Here is a 23,808-nt window from a genome sequence, read left to right as displayed (position 1 = left end):
CCAACTGGAGTTTTTCATGCGAAACCTGCTCTTGCCTCTACTGCTCGCCAGCGCCTCGCTGGCGGCCTGCAGCAGCCTGCCCCCCGGCCCCGCTCCCACGGCGGCCGAAACGTCCAAGTTGCCCGTGGTCACCATTGGTCAGCCGCTACCCAGCGGCGACGCCTATGTGCTGTACTTCCCCGCCGGGACGCCGCTGCCCATCCGCACCGTGGTGGACGGCAGCGCCTTCACCCAGGGCGCCGAATCCACCCTGCACATCGTGCTCAAGCGCGGCATTTATGGCTACCGGCAATACGCCAGCCTGGACGGCCAGCACTGGAGGCCTTGGGACCAGATGCTCAAGACCCAATTCCAGATGCACATCCCCGGCAAGGACGGCAAAGATGCCGCCGTGCTGCACCTCCAGATGGACGCACTGAATCCGCCCGCGCCGTGAGCATCGACGCCCTTGATCCCTTGCTGCACCAGCCGCTGCGCACGCAGATCGCGGCCTATCTGGCTGGTGCGGGACAAGCCACGTTCTCCGACCTCAAGCGCCTGATCGGGGTGTCTGACGGAAACCTCGATGCCCACTTGAAAAAGCTGATCGCCGCAGACTATGTGCAATCTCACAAAACCAGCGACGGACCACGCCCGCAAACCGTCTACTCGCTAACGACTACGGGTCGTGAGGCACTGCTGGCCTATGTGGCCGCGCTGCAGGGCTTGATCGCTTTCGCACAGGTCGAGCCGACCCGCCTGCAAGAGACCGTTAATGCCGCAGCGCAGCCCGCGCAAGGGGTTACTTGAATCGTGCAGATCGGCCCTACAGACCTGCCAAAGCCGCGAAAACAATCAGCCCGTCACGTCAGGGTTTGATGTATTCAAACCCCGCGTGTTCGAGCTGCATGATGCGCAGCACCCCGGCGGGCACGATGACCGCTTGCGGCACCAGTACCGGCAGGTGGCCGAGTTTTTTCGCCATGCCTTCCATGGTGTTGTGGCAAGCGTCGAATTCGATGCCTTCATCGTTCAACGAGGAAATGCGCTTGGCCACCGGGCTGTTCTTGAACAGCATCTTCAGCCCCGGGCCAAAGGCCACCACGACTACGCGCGCATTTTCCTGACCCACGGCGTCGAGAATGTTCTGCGCGTTGTTGAGCACCAGATCCCAGCGGGCGGGTTCATCTTCGCTGACTTGCAACACCACGTCGTATTTGGCGAATGGCAGCTTGTGAATGTAGGTCGGCGCGTCGAACTTGAAGTCGTTCAGCATCGACGGATTGGCCGCCTGTGCCTGCATCAGACCGGCGCCCAGCAGGGCAAAAGCCAGAGTCAGATGGCGCGCGGGACGCATCAGCTTGCGGTGAAGGGGGGTACGAATCATGTTTGTCTCCTCGGTATGGGATGAATATCTTTTATGCTTTTTATCACGCGTTGGCGACGGCATTTGCTTCAGGGTGTATCGCCTGTCACCTGTTGTTGGTCGCCACTTGCCGGCGCACTTTGCGCAGGGCCGCCCGGCACGCGGCCAGCCCTGCACAAGCGAGCGTTCAGAAACTGACCACGGGCAGGCCGCGCTGCTCCCACTCGTTCATGCCGCCAGGAAATTCGCGCAGACCCTTGCGCCCCATGATGCGGTCGATCACGAACCAGGCGCCAGCCGCGTACTGCCCGGTGTTGCAATACACGATGCCCGGAGCGACACGTTGCACGCCGCTACCGGCCAGCACCTTGCGGTAGACGTGCGCAGAGAGAAACCGCCAGGAGCCGTCATCCGCGTTGCGATAAAGCAGTTCGGCCGGCAGGGGAGAGGCGCCGGCCAGTCTTCCGGCAGTCGGCACCACGGGCGTGCGCTCAAGGCCCGCGATCTGAGCCAGCGGACGCGCATCTAGCAGCAGCCCATGCGCACGCTGCGCCGCCTGCACTTCGGCCGTCGTCGCCAGCAGTGCCGGGTTCGGCGCCTGGGCCTTCCACTTGCTGGAACTCATGGGGGCGATGGCGTCGGTATCTACGTCATAACCAGCCGAAGTCCAGGCGTGCATGCCGCCGTTGAGAATCGCAATCTGCTCCTGCGGCACGCCAAATACCTGCAGTTCCCAGGCGAAGAACGCCGCCTCCTGCAGCGAGGTGGCGTCGTCGCCGGTAGGCACGATCACAATGGGCTTGCCCGGCTCCAGTTGCACGGCCTGCATGGTTTCCTCAAACTCCTTGGCTGTGGGCAACATGAAGTCGATCGCCTTGCCGTCGATCACATGCTTTTGTCGCAGGCCCCAGAAGTTGACCGACAGCGCGTCCGGAATATGCCCGCCCACCTCTTCGAGCACTTTCTGCCCATTGACCGTGGCGTACTTGGGATCGTTGGTGAGCGAGCCCAGGCTGTCGCGGATATCGACGATCTGCACCTGCTTCGCGTGGTCGTGCAGCCAGGGCGGCGTCACCAGCGCGCCCGGCAGCACAGCCGCCTGCGCGGCACTCGTCACCGCAGCGAGCGCGAACAGCCACGTTCCTATCCACCCCTTGGGCAAACCCCTTCGAGCGATTTTCATTCGACTCCTCCAGTTGTAATGATGATTGGAGTGCCGATTATTCGCAGGAGCAGCGCAGCAAAAACAGGGATTTCTTTGGCTGACGGATATCGAATTTATGGATGATCCCGCGCGAATCTCCAACTACCGAGTGTTCAACTCTGCACCAGGCGCTTGGATTTGGCGATGGAAAACAGCATGCCCGCGCCGAGCATGAGGGTGATGAGCGCGGTGCCGCCATAGCTGACGAAGGGCAGCGGCACGCCGACCACCGGCAGGATGCCCGACACCATGCCCATGTTGACGAAGGCGTAGATGAAAAAAATCAGCGTGACCGACGCGGCCAGCAGGCGCGAGAACAGCGTGGGCGCGTTGGCGGCGATCATCAGCCCGCGCACGATGAAGAAGGTATAGGCGGCCAGCAGCATGAGATTGCCGGCCAGCCCCCACTCTTCGGCCAGCACCGAGAACACGAAGTCGGTATGCGATTCGGGCACGAAGTTCAGATGCGCCTGGGTGCCGTGCAGATAGCCCTGGCCGAACACCCCGCCGGAGCCGATGGCGATCATGCTCTGGATGATGTTGAAGCCCTTGCCCAGCGGATCGCTCTGCGGGTCGAGCAGCATCATCAGCCGCTGCCGTTGATAGTCGTGCATGAAGTGCCACATCACCGGGGCACTGGCGGCGGCGAGCGCAAACAGCAAGGCGATGACCCGCCACGACAGCCCGGCGAAGAAGATGACGAAGGCCCCGGTGAGCAGCACCAGCAGCGCGGTGCCGAGGTCGGGCTGCTTCATGATGAGACCGACGGGGATGAGCAGCAGCACCGTGGCGATGAAAAAATCCTTCACCCGGATCTGGCCCTCGCGCTTCTGGAAGTACCAGGCCAGCATCAGCGGCACGGCGATTTTCATGATCTCGGACGGCTGCACCACGGTGACGCCCAGATCGAGCCAGCGGCGCGCGCCCTTGCGCACCAGCCCGAACATGGCCGTGGCGATGAGCAGCGCGACGCCAAAGGTGTAGACCGGCACGGCGATCTGCATCAGCCGCTGCGGCGGCACCTGCGCCGCGACGAACAGCACCAGAAAACCGATGCCCAGATTGCGCAGATGATCGTCGAACGGCACATGCGCATCTTGCAGCGCGGAAAACAGCACGATGCAGCCGATGGCCACCAGCCACAGCAGCGCCGCGGCCAGTGGCGCATCGAAGCCGGTGAGATAGGGGCGCACTCGCCGCCAGAGCGGCGGACGGCCGAAGGTCGCACTCATAGCCTCACTCCTTCCGATTCATCACTCACATCGGGCCGGGCGCCGAAGCGGGTGAACAGCGGCGCGCGCAAACCACCCGTGCAGGCGGTGCGCGGATAGTTGCCCACGGCCTCCGCATCGAAGGCGGTGGGCTGGGCGCGTGCCCGAGACGCAGCCGCCGGTGCAGGTGCGGGTTTCGCCGCAACTCCTGCGGCCCCCATCGCGGCGGCTCCAGAAGCAGCTCCAGAAGCAGCGCCCGCCGGGGCGGATGTCGCCGGAACAGGCGGTGGCTTGGCGCCAGGAATGATCGGCACGCCTTCACGCTCGCCCGCGTAGGCAAACTGCACCGGCTGCGGCTTGGCGCCGCTGATCTTCTCGATTTCCTCGTCGGTGGGGTAGAGGCCCAGCAGGTGATAGTCGAGCGCCTTGCGCGCGATGGGCGCGGCCGCAACCCCGCCAAATCCGGCGTTCTCCACAATCATCGCCAGGGCGATCACCGGGTTGTCGGCCGGGGCGTAAACCACATACAGCGCATGGTCGCGCAGATGATGGGCGATGTCCTTGGCGTCATAGGTCTGGTTTTGGCCCACGCTGAACACCTGCGCGGTGCCGGTCTTGCCCGCCGTGGTGTAAGGCGCGCCCTTGAAGGCTTCCGCCGCCGTGCCGCCGGTCTGGTTCACCGCCATCATGCCTCCATGCACCACCTGCCAGTACGCCGGATCGAGGTCGATGCGCTGGGCCACTGGCGCGACCACCGGCGTGAAGCGGCGCGTGCCCATGTCTTCGATCGCACGCACCACGCGCGGCTCGTAGCGCGTGCCCTGATTGGCCAGCGTGGACAGCGCCGTGGCCATCTGCAGCGGGGTGAAGCTGTTGTAGCCCTGGCCGATACCCAGACTGATGGTGTCGCCGGGATACCAGCGCTGCTGCGCCGGGCTGCGAAAGGCCTTGCGCTTCCACTCGCGCGAAGGCAGCACGCCCTTGGCCTCGCCCTTGAGATCGATGCCGGTAGCCTGACCGAAGCCGAACTGCTGCGTCCACTTGGCCATGCCGTCCACGCCCCAATCATGCGCGACCATGTAGAAATACACGTCGCACGACACCTGTATGGCCTTGTGCATGTCGACGATGCCATGCCCGCCTGGCACGTCATCGCGAAAACGGTGTCCGGCGAACATGAAAAAACCGGGGTCGTGAAAGCTCCACTGCGCGGTGCGGATGCCGTCGGTCAGCGCGCCCGTCGCCAGATAAGGTTTGTAAGTCGAGCCCGGCGGAAAGGTGCCGCGCAACACGCGGTTGAGCAGCGGCCGGTCGGGCGAGGTGTTGAGCGCGTCCCAGTTGACCTGATCGATGCCGTCGACGAACAGATTGGGATCGAAGGTGGGCATGGAGACGAAGCTCAGCACTTCACCGTTGCGCGGATCGATGGCCACGCAAGCCCCGCGCCGCTTGCCATAGAGGTCTTCGATGAGCTTTTGCAGGCGGATATCGACTCCGAGCACCAAATTCTGTCCGGGCGTGGCCGCCACGGTCTTGATCTTGCGCACCGGCCGCCCCACGGCATTGACCTCGACTTCCTCATAGCCGGTGATGCCGTGCAGCTGCGTCTCGTAAGCCTGCTCCACGCCCAGCTTGCCGATATGGTCGGTGCCGAGGTAGTTGCTGGCGTCGTCACTGTCGTCGATGCGCTGCTGCTCGGCTTGGTTGATGCGGCCGATATAGCCCAGCAGATGGCAACCCAGCGCGCCCAGCGGATAGTTGCGAAACAGCCTTGCCCGCACATTCACGCCCGGAAAACGAAAGCGCTGCGCCACGAAGCGAGCCACCTCATCATCGCTGAGCTTGTTGAGAATCGGCAGCGACTGAAAGCGCCGCGACTGCCCCAGCAGATTGTTGAAGCGCCGCTCGTCGAACGGCGTGATGGGCACGATGGCCTTGAGCGCATCGATGGTGTCCTGCAATGTGCCCTTGACCTTCGACGGCGTGATTTCCAGCGTGTAAGCCGCGTAGTTGTTGGCCAGGATGATGCCGTTGCGGTCGAGAATCAGCCCGCGCTGCGGCGGAATCGGCACCAGCGCAATGCGGTTGTCCTGCGCCTGGGTCGAAAACTGCCGATGCCGCACCACCTGCAGCCACACCCAGCGACCGATCAGCAGCGCAAAGCTCAGCACCACCACGGCCGCGGCCAGAATCAGACGGCGGCGAAAGCGGAACAGCTCGCGTTCGATGTTGCGCAGCTCGGTCATCGCAAAGAGGCGTAAATAGAGATTGAGCCCGTTGCGGGCGCAAGGTTCAGCACGGTCGCCATCACAAAGGCCGATTGCGGTCGGAATCCGGTGCGCGCCGCTGCGGCGCCAGCAGCAGCCAGGACAACAAGGGCCAAAGCGCCGCCTGCACAACCGGCGCCAGCAAAAATGCCCAGCCTGGAAAGCTGCCGCCGGCCCACATGCCCACCAGCAGCAACAGCACCTGCGTGGCCACGAACAGCGGCAGCACATGCAAAGCCTGCTGCAGCGGCGGAAACCACAGCAGCCGGCGGTGCAGCGTGATGGCGAAATAGCTCAGCACCGTGTAAACCAGCGCATGCTGCCCCAGCACCGAACCCTGCTGCACATCCACCGCCAGCCCCAGCACGAACGCCACGGCCATGCCCACGCGGCGCGGCTGATGCACATTCCAGAACACCAGGGTGAGCGCGACCATATCGGGCATCCAGGCCAGACGGCCCAGCGGCAAAAAGTCGATCAGCAGCGCTATCAGCAGACTCAGCGCGATGAACCAGGGGTTGACCGGCAGCAGCAACACCTCGCGCGCGCCGCCCGCAGGGGCTCGTGCGGAAGGCATGGCGCCCTGATCGGAGCGACGGCGGCGGGGCAGGAAAGACACAGCAGTCAGATCAATGTGAAGCGGCGGCAGCAGGCTTGGGCACCGCCTTGCCCGACTTTTGCACCTGCGGCTCGGTGGCCTTGACCGATGGCCCCGCCACCAGCGGCGTGAGCGGCTGGAGCACCAGCACATGCCGTCCGCCTTCGACATCGGCAAGCGGCGCACACATCACCCGAGCAAACGCGGTATCGCGCTGGCGCGTGACGGCAGTCACCCGCGCCACCCGCAGGCCTGCCGGATAGATGCCGTCCACCCCGCTGGTCACCAGCACATCGCCCACGCGCACATCGGCGGCAGCAGGCATCCAGCGCAGCTCCATGCCGCCCTGGCCCAGCCCCGGCTCGCCGTACACCACGCCGCGTTCGCCAGTACGCTGGTTCTGCACCGGCACCACGGCGTCGCGGTCGGTGATGAGGGTGACTTCGGCGCTCCACGGGTAGTCACGCGTAACTTGGCCGAGCAGCCCGGTTTCGTCGATCACCGGCGAGCCGAGTTCGACGCCCTGCAGGCTGCCGCGGTCGATCACCACGGTGCGGCTGAACGGGTCGCTGGCCTGCGCACTGATCTGCGCCGCCACCGACTTCGGCGGCAGGCTCTGCTGCAACTGGAGCAGACCGCGCAGGCGGTTGTTTTCCAGCCGCAACTGCGCTTCCAACTGGGACTGCAACGACAAGGCCACATTGGCGCGTTGCAAGCGGCTGATTTCAGCTTGCGCCTTGGCCGGCGCTTCAAGATAGCCGCTCAGTTGCCGCGACCAGTCCACCGGCGCCTGAGCCATGCGCTGCAAGGGATAGATCGCCACCGACAGGCCCTGGCGCAGCATGGGCGTGACCTTGAACCGCACATCCAGCGCCATCAGCAAAATGGCCAGCGCGGAGAACAGCACCAGCCGCGTGAGCGCAGAAGGCCCCTGCCGGAAAAACGGCGGAGGTGAACGCTCAAGAGTGCCGTAGGCCATGGGAAAGAGAACAAACGCAGGGCGGAAAAGGATCGAGTCGAAACGGTTCGAATCGAAAGTGCCCGGATCAGGTGCGTGGCGGTATCAGTGAAGCACCCTGGCGCACCCCGGGAAGACCGCCGATCAAAAAACCGCCGCAAAACAACCGCAAAAGGCGCCGATTACTCCGACGTGAAAATGGTGCCCAGCCGATCCATGCGCTCCAGCGCCATGCCGCTGCCGCGGGCCACGCAGGTCAGCGGGTCTTCGGCCACGAGCACCGGCAGGCCGGTTTCTTCGGCCAGCAGGCGGTCGAGGTCGCGCAGCAGCGCACCGCCGCCGGTGAGCATCATGCCGCGCTCGGCGATGTCGGCGCCCAGTTCGGGCGGGGTTTGTTCGAGCGCGTTTTTCACCGCCGAGACGATCTGGTTGAGCGGATCGGTCAGCGCTTCGAGAATTTCATTGCTGGAAATGGTGAAGCTGCGCGGCACGCCTTCGCTTAAGTTTCGGCCCTTGACTTCCATTTCCTTGACCTCGGAGCCAGGAAAGGCCGAGCCGATCTGCTTCTTGATGGCTTCGGCCGTGGGCTCGCCGATCAACATGCCGTAATTGCGGCGGATGTAGTTGATGATGGCCTCGTCGAACTTGTCGCCGCCCACGCGCACACTGCCCTTGTACACCGTGCCGCCCAGCGAAATGACGCCAACTTCTGTGGTGCCGCCGCCGATGTCCACAATCATCGAGCCGGTGGCTTCGCTGACCGGAAGCCCGGCGCCGATGGCCGCAGCCATGGGCTCTTCGATGAGGTACACCTCGCTGGCGCCCGCGCCCAGCGCCGACTCGCGAATGGCGCGGCGCTCGACCTGGGTGCTGCCGCAGGGCACGCAGATGATGATGCGCGGGCTGGGCCGGAACATCCGGGTGTCGTGCGCCATCTTGATGAACTGCTTGAGCATCTGCTCGGTCACCGTGAAGTCGGCGATCACACCGTCTTTCATCGGGCGGATGGCCTCGATATTGCCCGGCACCTTGCCCAGCATCTGCTTGGCTTCTTTGCCCACGGCCTGAATGGTTTTCTTGCCGCTGGGGCCGCCCTCGTGGCGGATGGCGACAACCGACGGCTCGTCGAGCACGATGCCCTTGCCGCGCACATAAATGAGCGTGTTGGCGGTGCCGAGGTCGATAGCCAGATCCGTCGAAAAATACTGCCGGAATGTTCGGAACATGGAATATGGGGGCGCCAACCGCGCGCCCGGCTTTCTGGAGGTGTGTGAAATAAGCAACAAACGGGCTTGATTTTTCGGTCAAATCCCGTGCGCCAAATCGAAGCATCATAACCCATGCATGCGCATAAAATGACGTTTTCCGCACCCATCTGCAGGGGAAGCCCCCCGATCCGCCCGCTCGCCGAGCGGCGTGTTTTGCGTCCCTGTTTTGCGTCCCTGATTGCCGCCTCCCCACCATGTCACTCACTCTTCCCGATATCGACCGCCTGGCGCAACTCGCCCGGCTGGATCTGACCGCCAGCGAGCGCGACCACCTGCTGACCGATCTCAACGCGTTTTTCGCCGTGGTCGAGCAAATGCGTGCGGTCAATACCGACGGCGTCGAGCCGCTGGCGCACCCGCTCTCCGCCGTGCAGGACATGCCGCTGCGCCTGCGCGCCGACGCCGTGACCGAGGGCAATATCCGCGACGCCGCGCTGCGCAACGCGCCCGACGCACAAGACGGCCTGTTCCTCGTGCCGAGGGTGGTCGAATGAGCACATCCCTGACCGATTTCGCCACAGCCGACCTGCGCACCCTGTCCGCCGCGCTGGCCGCCCGGCAAGTGTCCAGCGCTGAGCTCACCCGCGCGGCGCTCGACCGCATCGCCGCCCACGCCGATCTGGGCGCTTTCCTCCACGTCGATGCCGAAGGTGCGCTGCAGGCGGCGCAAGCCGCCGACGCCGCCCGCGCCGCGGGCGACACCCGGCCGCTACTGGGCGTGCCACTGGCGCACAAAGACGTGTTCGTCACCCGCGCCCTCCCAGCCACCGCCGGTTCGCGCATGCTGACCGGTTATGTCAGCCCGTTCGACGCCACCGTGGTCGCCCGTCTGGGCTCGGGCGCTGACGACTTTGCAGGCGCGGGCATGGTCACGGTCGGCAAGACCAATATGGATGAGTTCGCCATGGGCTCGGCCAACGAAAACTCGGCTTACGGCCCGGTGCGCAATCCTTGGGACTTGGCCGCCATTCCCGGCGGCTCCAGCGGCGGCTCGGCCGCGGCGGTGGCCGCAAGGCTCGTCCCCGCCGCCACTGGCACCGACACCGGCGGCTCGATCCGCCAGCCTGCGGCCATGTGCGGCATCACCGGCATCAAACCGACCTACGGCCTGTGCTCGCGCTACGGCATGATCGCCTTCGCCTCCAGCCTCGACCAGGCCGGCCCGATGGCGCAGACCGCGTGGGACTGCGCCGCCCTGCTCACCGCGATGACCGGCTTCGACCCGCGCGACGCCACCAGCGTGCAGCGCGCCGTGCCCGACTATGTCGCCGCGCTCGATCAACCCCTGCCCGGCGCCACCACCGCGCAGCCGCTCAAAGGCCTGCGCATCGGCCTGCCGCGCGAGTACTTCGGCGCGGGCCTGGCCGCCGATGTCGAAGCCGCCGTGCGCGACGCCCTCAAGACGATCGAGAGCCTGGGCGCCACCTTGGTGGACGTCTCGTTGCCGCTGACCGAACTCTCCATTCCGGCCTACTACATCATCGCCCCCGCCGAGGCCAGCTCCAACCTGAGCCGCTTCGACGGCGTGCGTTTCGGCCATCGCACGGCGCAATACAAAGACCTGGCCGAGATGTACGGCAAGAGCCGCGCCGAAGGCTTCGGCCCCGAGGTCAAGCGCCGCATCATGATCGGCGCCTATGTGTTGTCGCACGGCTATTACGACGCCTACTACCTGCAGGCGCAGAAGATCCGCCGCCTCATCGCCGACGATTTCGTCCGCGCCTTCACCCAGTGCGACGTGATCGCCGGGCCGGTGTCGCCCACGGTGGCGTGGAACCGAGGCGAAAAGGCCGACCCGCTGGCCAATTACCTAGCCGACATCTACACCCTCTCGGCCAGTCTGGCCGGGCTGCCGGGCATGAGCGTGCCCGCGGGCTTCGGCGCGGGAGCCAACGCGCGCCGCCCCGTGGGCCTGCAACTCATCGGCCCGCACTTCGCTGAAGAGCGTCTGCTGCAGGTGGCGCATCAGTTCCAGCAGGCGAGCGACTGGCATCGCCGCAGCCCCTTCTGAGCCCGCCGATGGATCTGCACACCTGGCTGACCTTCTTCGCCGCAAGCTGGCTCATCAGCCTCTCGCCCGGTGCGGGCGCGATTTCGTGCATGACCACGGGGCTGCGGCACGGCTGGCGTGTGGGGGTGTGGAACATCCTCGGCCTGCAACTGGGCATCGCCGCCATTCTGGTGGTGGTTGCCGCTGGGCTGGGCGCGCTGCTGGCTGCGAGCGAAACCGCGTTCAGCGTGATCAAGTGGTTCGGCGTGGCTTATTTGCTGTGGCTGGGCATCCAGCAATGGCGTGCCCCGGCGCATGGGCTGGTCGATGCCGACGGCAGCGCAAAAAACACCACGCCGCCCACGCGCGGCCAGCTCGTGCTGCGCGGCTTTCTCATCAACGCCAGCAACCCCAAAGGGCTGGTGTTCATGCTGGCGGTGCTGCCGCAGTTCATCAACCCGGCAGCGCCGCAACTGCCGCAGTATCTGCTGTGCGGGCTGTCGCTGTTCATCACCGACATCGTGGTGATGAACGGCTACACCCTGCTGGCCGCGCGGGTGCTGCGCGCCCTGCGATCAAAGCAGCATCAACTCTGGCTGCAGCGCAGTTTTGGCACCCTGTTCATCGGCGCCGCGCTGCTGCTCTCGGCGTTTCGCCGTTCAAACTAATCAAGGAATCTTGTCATGCAATGGGAAGTGGTCATCGGGCTGGAAACCCACGTTCAGCTCTCCACCCAGTCCAAGATGTTTTCCGCCGCGTCCACCGCGTTCGGCGCCGCGCCCAACACTCAGGCCTGCGCCGTCGATCTGGCGCTGCCCGGCGTGTTGCCGGTGGCCAACCGCGCTGCGGTGGAACGCGCCATCCGCCTCGGTCTGGCTTTAGGCGCCACCATCGCGCCGCGCTCCGTCTTCGCCCGCAAGAACTACTTTTACCCCGATCTGCCCAAGGGCTACCAGATCAGCCAGTACGAGATTCCCGTGGTGCAGGGCGGGGTGGTCGAGTTTCTGGTGGACGGCAAACCGCACCGCCTGCAGCTCACCCGCGCCCACCTCGAAGAAGACGCGGGCAAGTCGCTGCACGAAGCCGGGCTGTTCGACCGCGCGGGCAACGCCGCCAGCGGCATCGACCTCAACCGCGCGGGCACGCCGCTGCTCGAAGTCGTCACCGAGCCCGACATGCGCAGCGCCCGCGAAGCCGCCGAATACGCCCGCGCGCTGCATGCGCTGGTCATGTGGCTGGACATCTGCGACGGCAATCTGCAGGAAGGCTCATTCCGCTGCGACGCCAACGTCTCGGTGCGCCGCCCCGGCGAACCCTTGGGCACGCGCTGCGAAATCAAAAACCTCAACAGCTTTCGCTTCCTCGAAAAAGCCATCGAATTCGAGGTGCGCCGCCAGATCGAACTCATCGAAGACGGCGGCAAGGTGGTGCAGGAAACCCGGCTTTACGACCCCGACAAGGGCGAGACCCGCACCATGCGCACCAAGGAAGACGCGCACGACTACCGCTACTTCCCCGACCCCGACCTGCCGCCGCTGGTCATCTCGCCCGAGTGGATCGAGCGGGTGCGCGCCGACATGCCCGAGCTTCCCGGCCAGATGGCCGCGCGCTTCGTCGCATCCCACGGCCTGAGCCTGGATGCCGCGGCGCAGATGACCCAGCCCCGCGCCCACGCCGCCTACTTCGAGGCCTGCGTGGCCGCAGGCGCCGCGCCCAAACTCGCAGCCAACTGGATCATGGGCGAACTCGCCGCCCAGCTCAACCGCGACGAGCGCGACATCGGCGCCAGCCCCGTGAGCGCCGCGCAACTCGCCGCGCTCACCCGCAAAATCGACGACGGCACCCTGTCGAGCAAGACCGCCAAGGAAGTCTTCGCCGCGCTGTGGGCGGGCGAGCACGGCGGCGATGTGGCCGCCATCATCGACGCCCGCGGCTTGGCGCAGGTCAACGACAGCGCCGCACTGCAAGCCGCCGTCGACGCCGTACTCGCCGCCAACCCGAAGAACGTCGAGGAATACCGCGCCGGCAAGGACAAAGCCCTCAACGCCCTGGTCGGCCAAGTGATGAAAGCCACCGGCGGGCGCGCCAATCCACAGCAGGTCGGTGAGATGCTGAAGAAAGCCGTGGGTTGAGGCTGTTTTGCCTCGGCGTGCTCTTGGTGCGAAAACCAGGGGAGTCAAGTGCTATGAAGCCAGACCTGACCCAAAACTCCCGAAATATGAAGCAAATGGACAATCTGGGTTCAACGCGGAACCACCTGCCTGAGCCAAGCCAGCACACGGCCGCCCCCCCGCGCAGGCGGAAGCGGGGCAGACCGTGTATCGCTGGATACGTTGCGGAAATATGTCAGCTTGCCAGCTGACGCTAGTGTAGTGTTCCATTCTGTTTGGAACTTAAGCGTCTATTCGCGCGAATGACCTTCTGCAGGATGTCGCGAGCGCTCTTGGTCCAGATGAACGGCTTGGGGTTGACGTTGTGATGTGCGACGTATTCGTCGATGGCAGCCACGAGTTCGGGCACGCTGGTGAACACCCCGCGGCGCAGCCGCTCGGTGGTGATGTCGCGGAAGAATCTCTCGACCATGTTCAGCCACGACGCAGAGGTGGGCGTGAAGTGCATGTTGAACCTGGGGTGCTTGGCCAGCCACTCCTGCACAGCCGGGTGCTTGTGTGTGGCGTAGTTGTCGGCGATCAGATGCAGCGTCTTGTCCTTGGGCGTCTCGCGGTCGATCTGGCGCAAGAACTTCAACCATTCAACGTGGGTATGGTGCTGCTGGCACTGGCCGATGACCTGGCCGTCAAGCACGTTGAGTGCGGCAAACAGCGTGGTCGTGCCATTGCGCTTGTAGTCGTGCGTCATGGTGGCCGCACGGCCCCTCTTCATGGGCAAGCCCGGCTGCGTGCGGTCCAGCGCCTGGACCTGGCTCTTCTCGTCACAGCACAGCACCAGCGCATGCTCGGGCGGGGACATGTACAGCCCCACGATGTCTTCGAGCTTCTCGACGAATTTCGGATCGCGCGAGACCTTGAAGCCACGCACGATATGAGGCTTCAGACCGTGCGCCTGCCAATGCCGCATGACAGTGCTCGCACTGACGCCCAGAACCTCACCCATCTTGCGTGTGCTCCAGTGCGTGGCGGTCTCGGGCGTGCTTTGCGTGGTCAGCTCCACCAGCTTGGCTGCGTCCACCTTGACCGGCGGCGCGCCACGTGGCAGGTCGCGCTCGATGCCTTGCAGCCCCGCTTGCAGATAGCGCTCGCGCCAGCGCGCGACCTGCACGCGACCGATACCAAGCTGCTCGGCGATCTCCTTGTTCTGAACGCCCTTGGCGGCCAGCAGCACGATGCGCGCGCGCTGCGCCAGTCGCACGCTGGTGCGCTTGGAACGCGCCAGCCGCGTCAGCTCGCTTTCCTGCTCGGTGGTCAATTCAATCGCCGGGGCAACGCGCACTTGCTCTCTCCAATGCAAACCGTAGTAAAACATTGGAGACAAGCAACTCAATTAAGTTCACTCAAGAATCAAACACTACACTAGGTGGTAGCAGTCGCAGTGGCGGACGTCGCTGCAGTAGAACGGCTCCGTGCGCAAATCTAGTGTAGTGTTCCATTCTGTTTGGAACTTAAGCGTCTATTCGCGCGAATGACCTTCTGCAGGATGTCGCGAGCGCTCTTGGTCCAGATGAACGGCTTGGGGTTGACGTTGTGATGTGCGACGTATTCGTCGATGGCAGCCACGAGTTCGGGCACGCTGGTGAACACCCCGCGGCGCAGCCGCTCGGTGGTGATGTCGCGGAAGAATCTCTCGACCATGTTCAGCCACGACGCAGAGGTGGGCGTGAAGTGCATGTTGAACCTGGGGTGCTTGGCCAGCCACTCCTGCACAGCCGGGTGCTTGTGTGTGGCGTAGTTGTCGGCGATCAGATGCAGCGTCTTGTCCTTGGGCGTCTCGCGGTCGATCTGGCGCAAGAACTTCAACCATTCAACGTGGGTATGGTGCTGCTGGCACTGGCCGATGACCTGGCCGTCAAGCACGTTGAGTGCGGCAAACAGCGTGGTCGTGCCATTGCGCTTGTAGTCGTGCGTCATGGTGGCCGCACGGCCCCTCTTCATGGGCAAGCCCGGCTGCGTGCGGTCCAGCGCCTGGACCTGGCTCTTCTCGTCACAGCACAGCACCAGCGCATGCTCGGGCGGGGACATGTACAGCCCCACGATGTCTTCGAGCTTCTCGACGAATTTCGGATCGCGCGAGACCTTGAAGCCACGCACGATATGAGGCTTCAGACCGTGCGCCTGCCAATGCCGCATGACAGTGCTCGCACTGACGCCCAGAACCTCACCCATCTTGCGTGTGCTCCAGTGCGTGGCGGTCTCGGGCGTGCTTTGCGTGGTCAGCTCCACCAGCTTGGCTGCGTCCACCTTGACCGGCGGCGCGCCACGTGGCAGGTCGCGCTCGATGCCTTGCAGCCCCGCTTGCAGATAGCGCTCGCGCCAGCGCGCGACCTGCACGCGACCGATACCAAGCTGCTCGGCGATCTCCTTGTTCTGAACGCCCTTGGCGGCCAGCAGCACGATGCGCGCGCGCTGCGCCAGTCGCACGCTGGTGCGCTTGGAACGCGCCAGCCGCGTCAGCTCGCTTTCCTGCTCGGTGGTCAATTCAATCGCCGGGGCAACGCGCACTTGCTCTCTCCAATGCAAACCGTAGTAAAACATTGGAGACAAGCAACTCAATTAAGTTCACTCAAGAATCAAACACTACACTAGGCGCCGTTCCTTCGCGTTACCAATATTCTGGAGCGGGACCAGATTCGGGCATGCGTCGATTTGCCCATCATTCCAGACTCGTAAATATGTCTGCCCGGCCGGGCAAGAGACTTGCGTGAACTCTTTGAGAATGCTTTCAAAATTACCAATGCGCAGGCTACGGATCATTGAGCCGTACCGTTCGCGCAGTGCCGCAACGAATGCTTCGTCATCCCCCGACAGCGGCAGGTTCACATTGTTGATTAGCACGAGCTGTTTGCCGCACACATCAAAGATGTTTTCCCGATACCAAGAAAGACCTGACTCCCACAGTTCACGCTCAGGGGGAGAGAGAATGTAGTTCACAAAAAAATCGTCGCCGTCGGCGGCGTCCAGCATGGCCAGCGCATTGCGGTGCCAAGTCCCAAGCGCGCGGTGATCAATCAATTGCCGGTAGTGAAACGTCAGGTTGATGTGGCGAATTCGCGTCAACTGTTCACGGGTCAATTCCAGAAACTCATGAATCGCCACGCCATTAACGTCCAGCGCCACCGCGACGTCCTCATGTTCCAGTAGTCGGGCGAGAAGGCGTTCGCTCTTTCGGTACCCCGCGAAAAAGTCGCCCCGGCCCGAAAAGATGAAAAAAACACGTCCGCCGAGACGATCTTGCACAAAACGGAGGTCGTCGTACGTCAATGATGGCTTGTGCTTGATCACCGGTTCGACCACGCAATAACTGCAATCGAGGTTGCAATGCCCGGACGACGAAGCGAACACGATAGACTCATTCGCCTCGAACTTGAGTCGCATCTCATCATCGGGCAACTCAATCTTCACTTCTTGCATTTCACGCTCTCCTTCTTGTTGAGAACACTAGCAAACTTGGGGCTAGCTGGATAGCATCCAGTCGTTCTACCTGAGTTCGGATCTTAGCCCGTCGCCCTGCCACCCTCATATTTCCGGCCGGCCCCCGCAGCCGATTCCAGCCACTGCCTCGCGGCCTGTGCCAAGATGGCATTCACACCGCCCTCGACGGTCACGGCGCGGTCGCGCAGGCGCTGCGCCAGATCGGCGGGCAGTTTGCAGGTGAGTTGCACCTGCTTGGGCGCACTCTCCTTGGGTTTGGCCTCGGCTTTCGCGGCCACGGCCTTGGCGCCCTGACCGAAGCGCTGCGGGATCGTGCCCGACTTCAGCTTGCCGTCGAGTTTCTTGGCAAGGTGCTTTTCAAGGTCTGTCTTTTTCATGCTCATGGGCTATCCCCGGTGGTGTGGACGGGCATTGTCCTCCACACAGGCCCCCCACCTCGGCGCGGCGCAAGGTGGCCCGAAAGACGAGGCCCTGCGCCTACAAGGTGTTTTTCACCACCCGCCCGTTCTTGATGATGCACTTGAGATGCTGATCGGGTTCGAGCAAGGGCTTGAGCGAGCGCGACACATCGCCATCTACCACCAGCAGATCGGCCCAGGCGCCGGGTTCGATCACCCCCAATTTGGCGCCGAGATAGGGATTGCGCTGACCGGCAAGCGCCAGCAATTCGCCGTTTTGCGAGGTGGCCTGTTTGAGCGCGTCCAGGGGCGAATACCAATTTTCCAGGGCGACCAGCCGCACGGTTTGGTAATGGGTTTTTCCCGGCGCGAACAGAATGTCGCTGCCCCAGCCGGTTTGCACCTTGTGTTTGATCGCCAGTTCGTAGGCCCGGCGCGTTCCGGTGGCGATCTCGTCACTCTTCGCCTGCGAGCCGGGATCGGCCATTGGCGTCGGGGCGGCCTCCGGCAGGAAGGGCTGCAAAGACCACCAGATGCCTTTGTCTGCCATCAGGCGCACGGTGGCCTCGTCGGTCAGCTGGCCGTGTTCGATGACCTTGATGCCAGCCTCGATGCTGCGCTGCATGCCCTTGGGCAGATAGACGTGGGCCATGACGTAAGTGCCCCAATCCTCGGCGGCTTCCACCGCCGCGCGCAGTTCGGGCAGGGTGAACTGCACCGAATCGAGTGGATCGTAGAGCGATGACGCGCCGCCTCCGGCCATGAGCTTGATCTGCGAAGCGCCGCGCAGCAATTGCTCGCGGGTGGCCTTGCGCACACTGTCGGCGCTGTCGGCAATGGCCGACGCGCCCAGGTGTTCGGCATGGCCTACCGCGCTACAGGCCGCGCCCGGCCCGACCTCGTGCAAAAAGCGGAAGTCGCCGTGCCCTGCGGTCTGCGAAATCATGGCGCCACTTGGAAAAATGCGCGGCCCCTGCACCAGTCCTTGGTCGATGGCACTCTTGAGCGCAAACACCGGCCCGCCTGCGTCGCGCACCGTAGTGAAACCTCGCAGCAAGGTGCGCTGCGCCTCAGAACCAGCCGCCAAGTGAATCAGCGCGGGATCGGCCATGAGCAAGTGCTGCATGGACATCGCCGCCATCAGGCTGTGCCAATGCGCATCGATCAGCCCCGGCATGAGCACCCGGCCGCCGCCGTCGATGATCTGCGCACCCTGCGGTGCGCCTTGCCCCTGCGGCTCGACGGCCCGAATCCGCGCGCCTTCGATCACGACTTGCAGGCCTGGCTGCAAGCGGGTTCGCCGACCATCGAAAAGCTGCACATTGCGCAAAACCATAGGCGCTGCAACTGCCGTTGCCGAACCAGAGGGCGCTGGCTGCGCAGAAGCGGCAGGGCTGAGCCCGCCAACGCCTGCAGCCAAAACCAGCGCGCTCTGCAAAAAATCGCGGCGCGAAAATGCCCGCTCAAGTCGTCGCTGCACCTGCGAGGCCTCATCGCCACCGCAGCGGCAATAAAAGGCAGAACGCGGCGAGGTTTGAGCGCCGGGATGGGGAGTGGAAGGTTTGCGCATGGGAGTCCTTCAAATACGCCAGAGCACTTGGCCAGCGGGCTGCTAGATAGTGTCGTCACAAGATTTGCAGCCAGAGGGCAAGGCAGCGAATTTGCACGGCGGCAACGAATGAGGCGACGTTTTTCGCGTAGCGCGTGGCGATGCCCCGCCACCGCTTGAGATGCAGGAAGGCGTTCTCGACCAGGTGACGTAGTTTGTAGAGTGCTTTGTCATACGTGCGGGGTTGCTTGCGGTTCTTGCGTGGCGGAATCACGGCTTGCGCGCCTTGCGCTTGGGCATGCGCCACGATGGCGTCACTGTCGTAGCCTTTGTCGGCAAGCAGGTAGTCCATCTTGAACCCGTCCATCAACCGCTCAGCCTCTGCACAATCCGCTCGGGTACCTTCTGTAATAACCGCTCGGAGCGGCAGACCATGCGCATCCACGGCCAGATGTATCTTGGTGTTGAGCCCCCTTTTGTGCGGCTCATCGCCTGATTGCCACCCCGCGCACCCGCTGCGTGCGGATGAACCTTGCAGTGACTGGCATCGATCATGATCCACTCGAAATCGGGCTCATCAATGCACTGCTCCAGGAGCGACTCCCAAATGCCCTTGTCGCGCCAGCGGCAAAAACGCCGATGGGTGTTTTTCCAGCCGCCATATGAGGCGGGCAGGTCTCGCCACGGCGCACCGGTGCGAAGAATCCAGAACACGGCGTTGATGAATTGGCGGTTGTCCCGCGCAACCCCGCCCCAAACTCCCGCTCGTCCAGGCAAGTGGGGTTCGAGCAATTCCCAGTGCCGATCTGATAGATCGTGTCGATGAAGCGTCTCGGGCATCTCAATAGCGCGGTTGGTATGAACAGCGCCATCATGCCACAACTCGTGACGACTCTATCTAGCCCCACGGGTCAAACGCGAGGCCATTGGCAAGATGATCAGCGAGCATCATTTGTCCGAGCGCCGAGCGTGCTGCCTCGTGGGGCTCAGCAGAGATAGCTATCGCCATGCGCCCCAGCAGGATGCGCTCAACACGGCACTGCACGGCAAGATCGTTGAGATCGCGCATGTCCGGCGGCGGTTCGGGTATCGGCGCATCCACGACCTGCTGCGCCCCGCATTTCCGGGCATCAACCATAAGCGGGTGTATCGGCTGTACAGCCAGGCCAACCTGGCTGTGCGCAAGCGCAAGAAGGTCCAGCGCGCGGCGGCCGAGCGCGTGCCGCTGCAACTGGCCAAAACGGTCAACGAGGTGTGGAGCATGGATTTTGTCAGCGACAGTTTGGTAAGCGGCCGACGGTTGAAGTGCCTGACCGTGGCCGACGACTTCAGCCATGAATGTGTGGACATTGCGGTCGACTACGGCATTTCCGGTGCCTACGTGACGCGCCTGCTCGATCAAGCCGCCCAATTTCGCGGCTACCCCGCAGCCGTCCGAACCGACAACGGACCGGAATTCACCAGTCAGGCATTCATGGCCTGGGCCACGAGTCGCGGCGTGCGCCACATCCTGATCGCACCGGGCAAGCCGACGCAGAATGGGTTCATCGAGAGCTTCAACGGCAAGTTCCGCGACGAGTGCCTCAACGAGCAATGGTTCGAGACGCTGCACCAAGCCAGAGTGACCATTGCTGAATGGCGCCGCGACTTCAACGAGGTGCGGCCCCACAGCAGTCTGGGTCGGATACCTCCGGCGCGATTCGCCGAGCAGCATCGCCAGCGCGCTGGCGATGCTGCTCACCCCGCAACCCCCAACGAGGTGAATTAACCTTGCAACCCGGACTCCTGACTTAACGTTGGTACGGCGCGAGGGGGCAGGTCAAAAATCGCCTCTCATTGACGATGGGTGGCGTTATTCCACGGGCACTTGATGACGTCGATGGCCTGCAATCGGATGACTACTCTGTATATCAAATTGTTGAACCTAGATAGTGTCGTCACAAGATTTGCAGCCAGAGGGCAAGGCAGCGAATTTGCACGGCGGCAACGAATGAGGCGACGTTTTTCGCGTAGCGCGTGGCGATGCCCCGCCACCGCTTGAGATGCAGGAAGGCGTTCTCGACCAGGTGACGTAGTTTGTAGAGTGCTTTGTCATACGTGCGGGGTTGCTTGCGGTTCTTGCGTGGCGGAATCACGGCTTGCGCGCCTTGCGCTTGGGCATGCGCCACGATGGCGTCACTGTCGTAGCCTTTGTCGGCAAGCAGGTAGTCCATCTTGAACCCGTCCATCAACCGCTCAGCCTCTGCACAATCCGCTCGGGTACCTTCTGTAATAACCGCTCGGAGCGGCAGACCATGCGCATCCACGGCCAGATGTATCTTGGTGTTGAGCCCCCTTTTGTGCGGCTCATCGCCTGATTGCCACCCCGCGCACCCGCTGCGTGCGGATGAACCTTGCAGTGACTGGCATCGATCATGATCCACTCGAAATCGGGCTCATCAATGCACTGCTCCAGGAGCGACTCCCAAATGCCCTTGTCGCGCCAGCGGCAAAAACGCCGATGGGTGTTTTTCCAGCCGCCATATGAGGCGGGCAGGTCTCGCCACGGCGCACCGGTGCGAAGAATCCAGAACACGGCGTTGATGAATTGGCGGTTGTCCCGCGCAACCCCGCCCCAAACTCCCGCTCGTCCAGGCAAGTGGGGTTCGAGCAATTCCCAGTGCCGATCTGATAGATCGTGTCGATGAAGCGTCTCGGGCATCTCAATAGCGCGGTTGGTATGAACAGCGCCATCATGCCACAACTCGTGACGACGCTATCTAAGGAACCAGGCGCCATTCGCCCGCGGGCTGGCGGCAGGCCCGCAAACGGGCGGACTTGGCCGGGTCACGCGGGGTGTAGAGCGTCACCCGAAAGGTCTTGCACAACCGCCCTTCATGCGTGTCCGAGGCGATCAACTTGAAACTGCCGCCCGCGCGGCTCTCGGGGTTGCGCCATTCCAGAAGTGTGGCATCGCTGCCCAAAAATGCCGCACCTTCTTCCGATAGCTGGTTGATGTCGGCTTGGCTGAAGCGCTGCAGCGGCGTGTTCTTGAGCACGGGCATCCAGTTATCTGCCCATGCTGTTGAAACCATGGCTACCGTGGCGATCGCCATAAACCACGATTTGTGTCGCATGTGTTGTCTCCTCGTCGTGTGATTCAGCCTAATGCAAACCGCATGAATTGCCAAACTGTAACGGACGTGGTTTCCGGTCCGACAATGCGGGTTCAACTCAATGCAGCTTGATACGCGGCTCGGTGGTGCGAGAGATCATGCGCGCCAGGGTGAGGAAGGCGGTCTTCCAGAAACCGTGCAGGGCGTGCAGGTGCATGCGGTAGAGCAGCCAATAGATGAAGCGGGCGAAATGGCCTTCGATGAACATACTGCCCTTCGATAGACCACCCATGAGATTGCCCACGGTGCTGTGCTCGCCCAGCGACACCAGCGAGCCGAAGTCGCGGTAGTGAAAGGTCAGCAGCGGCTTGCCCTGCAGTTGCCGCGTGATCTGCCGGGCGATGAGGCTGGCCTGCTGGTGCGCGGCCTGGGCGCGCGGCGGCACGTTGCCGGCATGGCCTTCCCAAACGCAGGCGGCGCAGTCGCCCAGCGCGTAGATGGCGTCGTCGCGGCTGGTCTGTAGCGTGGGGCGCACGACCAGTTGGTTGATGCGGTTGGTCTCGAGCCCGTCGATGTCGCGCAGGAAATCCGGGGCCTTGACGCCCGCTGCCCAGACCACCAGTTCGGCGGGAAGAAAGTCGCCGTCGGCGGTGCGCACGCCGGTGGCGGTGACTTCGGTCACGCGCTTGCCGGTATGCATCTGCACGCCGAGTTTGGCCAGTTCGCCCGCGGCTGCGGCCGACAGCCGCTCGGGCAACGCGGGCAGGATGCGGGGCGCGGCCTCGACCAGGCTCAGGCGCACGTCGCGCTCGGGGTCGATGCGGTCCAGGCCATAGGCGGCCAGCACGCGCGTGGAGTTGTGCAGCTCGGCCACCAGCTCCACCCCGGTGGCTCCGGCGCCGATAGCCACGACCTTGAGCTGCTCCGGGCGCAGCGGCTCGACCTGGGTGTTGGCGGCGATGCAGGCATTCACCAGCCTCCGGTGAAAACGCCGGGAGTCTTCGGGCGTGTCCAGCGCAATGGCATGCTCGGCCGCGCCGGGCGTGCCGAAGTCGTTGTTCTGGCTGCCCACGGCGATCACCAAAATGTCGTAGCCGATGCGCCGTCGCGGCACGATTTCGCGCCCGGTCTCATCTAACGTGGGCGCGACCAGCACTTCGCGACGCGCGCGGTCGAGCCCGTCCATGGCGCCGAGCCGGTACTTGAAGTGATGCCAGGTGGATTGGGCGAGGTAGTTCAGCTCGTTGTCGTCGATGCCCAGGGTGCCGGCCGCCGCCTGGTGCAGCAGCGGCTTCCAGAGATGGCTGCGGCCGCGTTCGATCAGCGTGATGTCGGCCTGACGGCGGCGACCCAGGGTGTCGCCCAGCCGGGTGGCCAGCTCCAGCCCGCCGGCGCCTCCTCCGACGATGACAATGCGAGGCAGCGGGGAATCAGTAGAAGTCTGGGACATGATGATGGGTTGTCGGTGCAAGGCCTTATTGGAGACCGGCTTGCGTGCGGGCGCAAGCGGCTGCGCGACCACTAACATGCAGCCTCACGCCGCAGCCCGCTTAACCATCCTTGTCCGGGCGCCCGCGCGGCCTCAACCTGCAAGCCTCACGATGAACGAGAAGTATGACGCCAGCGCGGTGGAAGCCGCCGCGCAAGCCCACTGGCAAAGCACCGACGCCTACCGCGTGCGCGAAGACAAGCCGGGCGAAAAGTTCTACGCCTGCTCCATGCTGCCCTACCCCTCGGGCAAGCTGCACATGGGCCATGTGCGCAACTACACCATCAACGACATGCTCACCCGCCATCTGCGGATGAACGGTCACAACGTGCTCATGCCCATGGGCTGGGACGCCTTCGGTCTGCCCGCCGAAAACGCCGCGATGAAAAACAAGGTGCCCCCGGCGAAGTGGACCTACGACAACATCGCCTATATGAAGCGGCAGATGCAGGCCATGGGTCTGGCGATCGACTGGAGCCGCGAGGTAGCGACCTGCTCGCCCGAGTACTACAAGTGGAACCAGTGGCTGTTCCTCAAGATGCTGGAAAAAGGCATCGCCGAGCGCCGCACCCAAGTGGTGAACTGGGACCCGGTGGACCAGACCGTGCTGGCCAACGAGCAGGTGATCGACGGCCGCGGCTGGCGCAGCGGCGCCGTGGTGGAAAAGCGCGAGATTCCCGGCTACTACCTCAAGATCACCGATTACGCCGAGGAACTGCTGGCCGCCGTGGCCGATCCCGAAGACAAGAACTATCTCTCCGGCTGGCCCGAGCGGGTGCGGCTGATGCAGGAGAACTGGATCGGCAAGCGCGCCGGGGTACGTTTCGCCT

Annotated in this window: 23 protein-coding genes and 1 pseudogene; 8 read left to right on the top strand and 16 right to left on the bottom strand. The window is 63.8% G+C overall.

The annotated features are described in order from the left end of the window. The first annotated feature begins 16 nt into the window (after positions 1-16). Positions 17-436, top strand: coding sequence for a hypothetical protein (locus BIO17B3_RS10270; RefSeq protein WP_156053969.1), 420 nt, complete (start codon positions 17-19; stop codon positions 434-436). Continuing rightward, positions 433-789 (top strand): transcriptional regulator, encoded by a 357-nt coding sequence (locus BIO17B3_RS10265; RefSeq protein WP_156053968.1) that lies wholly within the window; start codon positions 433-435, stop codon positions 787-789. Before BIO17B3_RS10270 ends, BIO17B3_RS10265 begins: the two co-directional genes overlap by 4 nt. A 58-nt stretch (positions 790-847) precedes the next feature. On the opposite strand, the gene BIO17B3_RS10260 is transcribed toward BIO17B3_RS10265, so the two are convergent. From BIO17B3_RS10260 to BIO17B3_RS10230, 7 genes are all read right to left on the bottom strand, one after another. Next, a complete protein-coding gene (locus BIO17B3_RS10260; protein ID WP_156053967.1) occupies positions 848-1,366 on the bottom strand; it encodes a hypothetical protein in 519 nt (172 codons plus the stop codon). 166 nt (positions 1,367-1,532) lie between these two features. Then, the gene (locus tag BIO17B3_RS10255) at positions 1,533-2,528 is read right to left on the bottom strand and encodes a sulfurtransferase (RefSeq protein WP_156053966.1); all 996 of its coding nucleotides are present in this window, start codon (positions 2,526-2,528) and stop codon (positions 1,533-1,535) included. A gap of 134 nt (positions 2,529-2,662) precedes the next feature. After that, positions 2,663-3,781 carry a rod shape-determining protein RodA gene (gene rodA / locus BIO17B3_RS10250; protein ID WP_156053965.1) on the bottom strand — a complete coding sequence of 373 codons (1,119 nt, stop codon included), beginning with the start codon at positions 3,779-3,781 and terminating at the stop codon, positions 2,663-2,665. After that, the gene (gene mrdA, locus BIO17B3_RS10245) at positions 3,778-6,006 is read right to left on the bottom strand and encodes a penicillin-binding protein 2 (RefSeq protein WP_156053964.1); all 2,229 of its coding nucleotides are present in this window, start codon (positions 6,004-6,006) and stop codon (positions 3,778-3,780) included. The genes rodA and mrdA overlap by 4 nt, the downstream gene beginning before the upstream one ends. 61 nt (positions 6,007-6,067) lie before the next feature. Beyond that, positions 6,068-6,604 (bottom strand): rod shape-determining protein MreD, encoded by a 537-nt coding sequence (gene mreD, locus BIO17B3_RS10240; protein ID WP_156053963.1) that lies wholly within the window; start codon positions 6,602-6,604, stop codon positions 6,068-6,070. Positions 6,605-6,656: 52 nt separating this feature from the next. Then, complete coding sequence (gene mreC / locus BIO17B3_RS10235; protein WP_156053962.1) at positions 6,657-7,604, bottom strand: rod shape-determining protein MreC; 948 nt, start codon at positions 7,602-7,604, stop codon at positions 6,657-6,659. A gap of 161 nt (positions 7,605-7,765) precedes the next feature. After that, positions 7,766-8,809 (bottom strand): rod shape-determining protein, encoded by a 1,044-nt coding sequence (locus BIO17B3_RS10230; protein ID WP_156053961.1) that lies wholly within the window; start codon positions 8,807-8,809, stop codon positions 7,766-7,768. Between the two features lie 236 nt (positions 8,810-9,045). Here BIO17B3_RS10230 and gatC point away from each other — a divergent pair, with 236 nt between their 5' ends. The 4 genes from gatC to gatB are packed head-to-tail and all read left to right on the top strand — an operon-like array spanning position 9,046 to position 12,973. Further along, positions 9,046-9,345, top strand: coding sequence for an Asp-tRNA(Asn)/Glu-tRNA(Gln) amidotransferase subunit GatC (gene gatC, locus BIO17B3_RS10225; RefSeq protein ID WP_156053960.1), 300 nt, complete (start codon positions 9,046-9,048; stop codon positions 9,343-9,345). Further along, complete coding sequence (gene gatA, locus BIO17B3_RS10220) at positions 9,342-10,862, top strand: Asp-tRNA(Asn)/Glu-tRNA(Gln) amidotransferase subunit GatA (RefSeq protein WP_156053959.1); 1,521 nt, start codon at positions 9,342-9,344, stop codon at positions 10,860-10,862. The genes gatC and gatA overlap by 4 nt, the downstream gene beginning before the upstream one ends. 8 nt (positions 10,863-10,870) lie before the next feature. After that, positions 10,871-11,509, top strand: a complete 639-nt coding sequence (locus BIO17B3_RS10215; RefSeq protein ID WP_156053958.1) for a LysE family transporter — start codon at positions 10,871-10,873, stop codon at positions 11,507-11,509. A gap of 15 nt (positions 11,510-11,524) precedes the next feature. Beyond that, a complete protein-coding gene (gene gatB / locus BIO17B3_RS10210; protein WP_156053957.1) occupies positions 11,525-12,973 on the top strand; it encodes an Asp-tRNA(Asn)/Glu-tRNA(Gln) amidotransferase subunit GatB in 1,449 nt (482 codons plus the stop codon). Positions 12,974-13,205: 232 nt separating this feature from the next. Here the strand turns inward: gatB and BIO17B3_RS10205 are convergent, their stop codons facing one another. From BIO17B3_RS10205 to BIO17B3_RS10180, 6 genes are all read right to left on the bottom strand, one after another. Then, positions 13,206-14,291 carry an IS630 family transposase gene (locus BIO17B3_RS10205; protein ID WP_370512643.1) on the bottom strand — a complete coding sequence of 362 codons (1,086 nt, stop codon included), beginning with the start codon at positions 14,289-14,291 and terminating at the stop codon, positions 13,206-13,208. A gap of 140 nt (positions 14,292-14,431) precedes the next feature. Continuing rightward, positions 14,432-15,517 (bottom strand): IS630 family transposase, encoded by a 1,086-nt coding sequence (locus tag BIO17B3_RS10200; RefSeq protein WP_370512643.1) that lies wholly within the window; start codon positions 15,515-15,517, stop codon positions 14,432-14,434. Between the two features lie 75 nt (positions 15,518-15,592). Beyond that, positions 15,593-16,426 carry a radical SAM protein gene (locus BIO17B3_RS10195; protein ID WP_156053956.1) on the bottom strand — a complete coding sequence of 278 codons (834 nt, stop codon included), beginning with the start codon at positions 16,424-16,426 and terminating at the stop codon, positions 15,593-15,595. An 83-nt stretch (positions 16,427-16,509) separates the two neighbouring features. Then, positions 16,510-16,830, bottom strand: a complete 321-nt coding sequence (locus BIO17B3_RS10190) for a hypothetical protein (RefSeq protein WP_156053955.1) — start codon at positions 16,828-16,830, stop codon at positions 16,510-16,512. Between the two features lie 94 nt (positions 16,831-16,924). After that, positions 16,925-18,415, bottom strand: coding sequence for an amidohydrolase family protein (locus BIO17B3_RS10185; RefSeq protein WP_156053954.1), 1,491 nt, complete (start codon positions 18,413-18,415; stop codon positions 16,925-16,927). 55 nt (positions 18,416-18,470) lie between these two features. Then, positions 18,471-19,234, bottom strand: a protein-coding gene (locus BIO17B3_RS10180; RefSeq protein WP_156052812.1) for an IS5 family transposase whose coding sequence is annotated in 2 segments (ribosomal slippage) — positions 18,471-18,862 and positions 18,862-19,234 — 765 coding nt in all. Because the reading frame shifts where the segments join, the coding sequence is not laid out codon by codon here. A 58-nt stretch (positions 19,235-19,292) separates the two neighbouring features. Between BIO17B3_RS10180 and BIO17B3_RS10175 the strand changes: the two are divergent. After that, positions 19,293-20,162 (top strand): annotated as a pseudogene (locus BIO17B3_RS10175) (IS3 family transposase); the annotation flags it as partial. Between the two features lie 169 nt (positions 20,163-20,331). Here BIO17B3_RS10175 and BIO17B3_RS10170 read toward each other — a convergent pair. From BIO17B3_RS10170 to BIO17B3_RS10160, 3 genes are all read right to left on the bottom strand, one after another. Beyond that, a protein-coding gene (locus BIO17B3_RS10170) for an IS5 family transposase (protein WP_156052812.1) occupies positions 20,332-21,095 on the bottom strand; the annotation gives its coding sequence in 2 pieces (ribosomal slippage) (positions 20,332-20,723 and positions 20,723-21,095; 765 coding nt in all). A gap of 58 nt (positions 21,096-21,153) precedes the next feature. Beyond that, a complete protein-coding gene (locus tag BIO17B3_RS10165) occupies positions 21,154-21,510 on the bottom strand; it encodes an RT0821/Lpp0805 family surface protein (protein WP_156053953.1) in 357 nt (118 codons plus the stop codon). 97 nt (positions 21,511-21,607) lie between these two features. Continuing rightward, a complete protein-coding gene (locus tag BIO17B3_RS10160; protein ID WP_156053952.1) occupies positions 21,608-22,939 on the bottom strand; it encodes an NAD(P)/FAD-dependent oxidoreductase in 1,332 nt (443 codons plus the stop codon). A gap of 151 nt (positions 22,940-23,090) precedes the next feature. Between BIO17B3_RS10160 and BIO17B3_RS10155 the strand changes: the two genes are divergently transcribed. Then, on the top strand, positions 23,091-23,808 hold a 718-nt coding region (locus BIO17B3_RS10155; RefSeq protein WP_156055273.1), incomplete at its 3' end, for a class I tRNA ligase family protein.

The organism is Thiomonas sp. OC7, assembly GCF_900634595.1.
Classification (GTDB): domain Bacteria; phylum Pseudomonadota; class Gammaproteobacteria; order Burkholderiales; family Burkholderiaceae_C; genus Thiomonas; species Thiomonas arsenitoxydans.
This window is presented reverse-complemented; position numbering and strand designations above follow the sequence as displayed.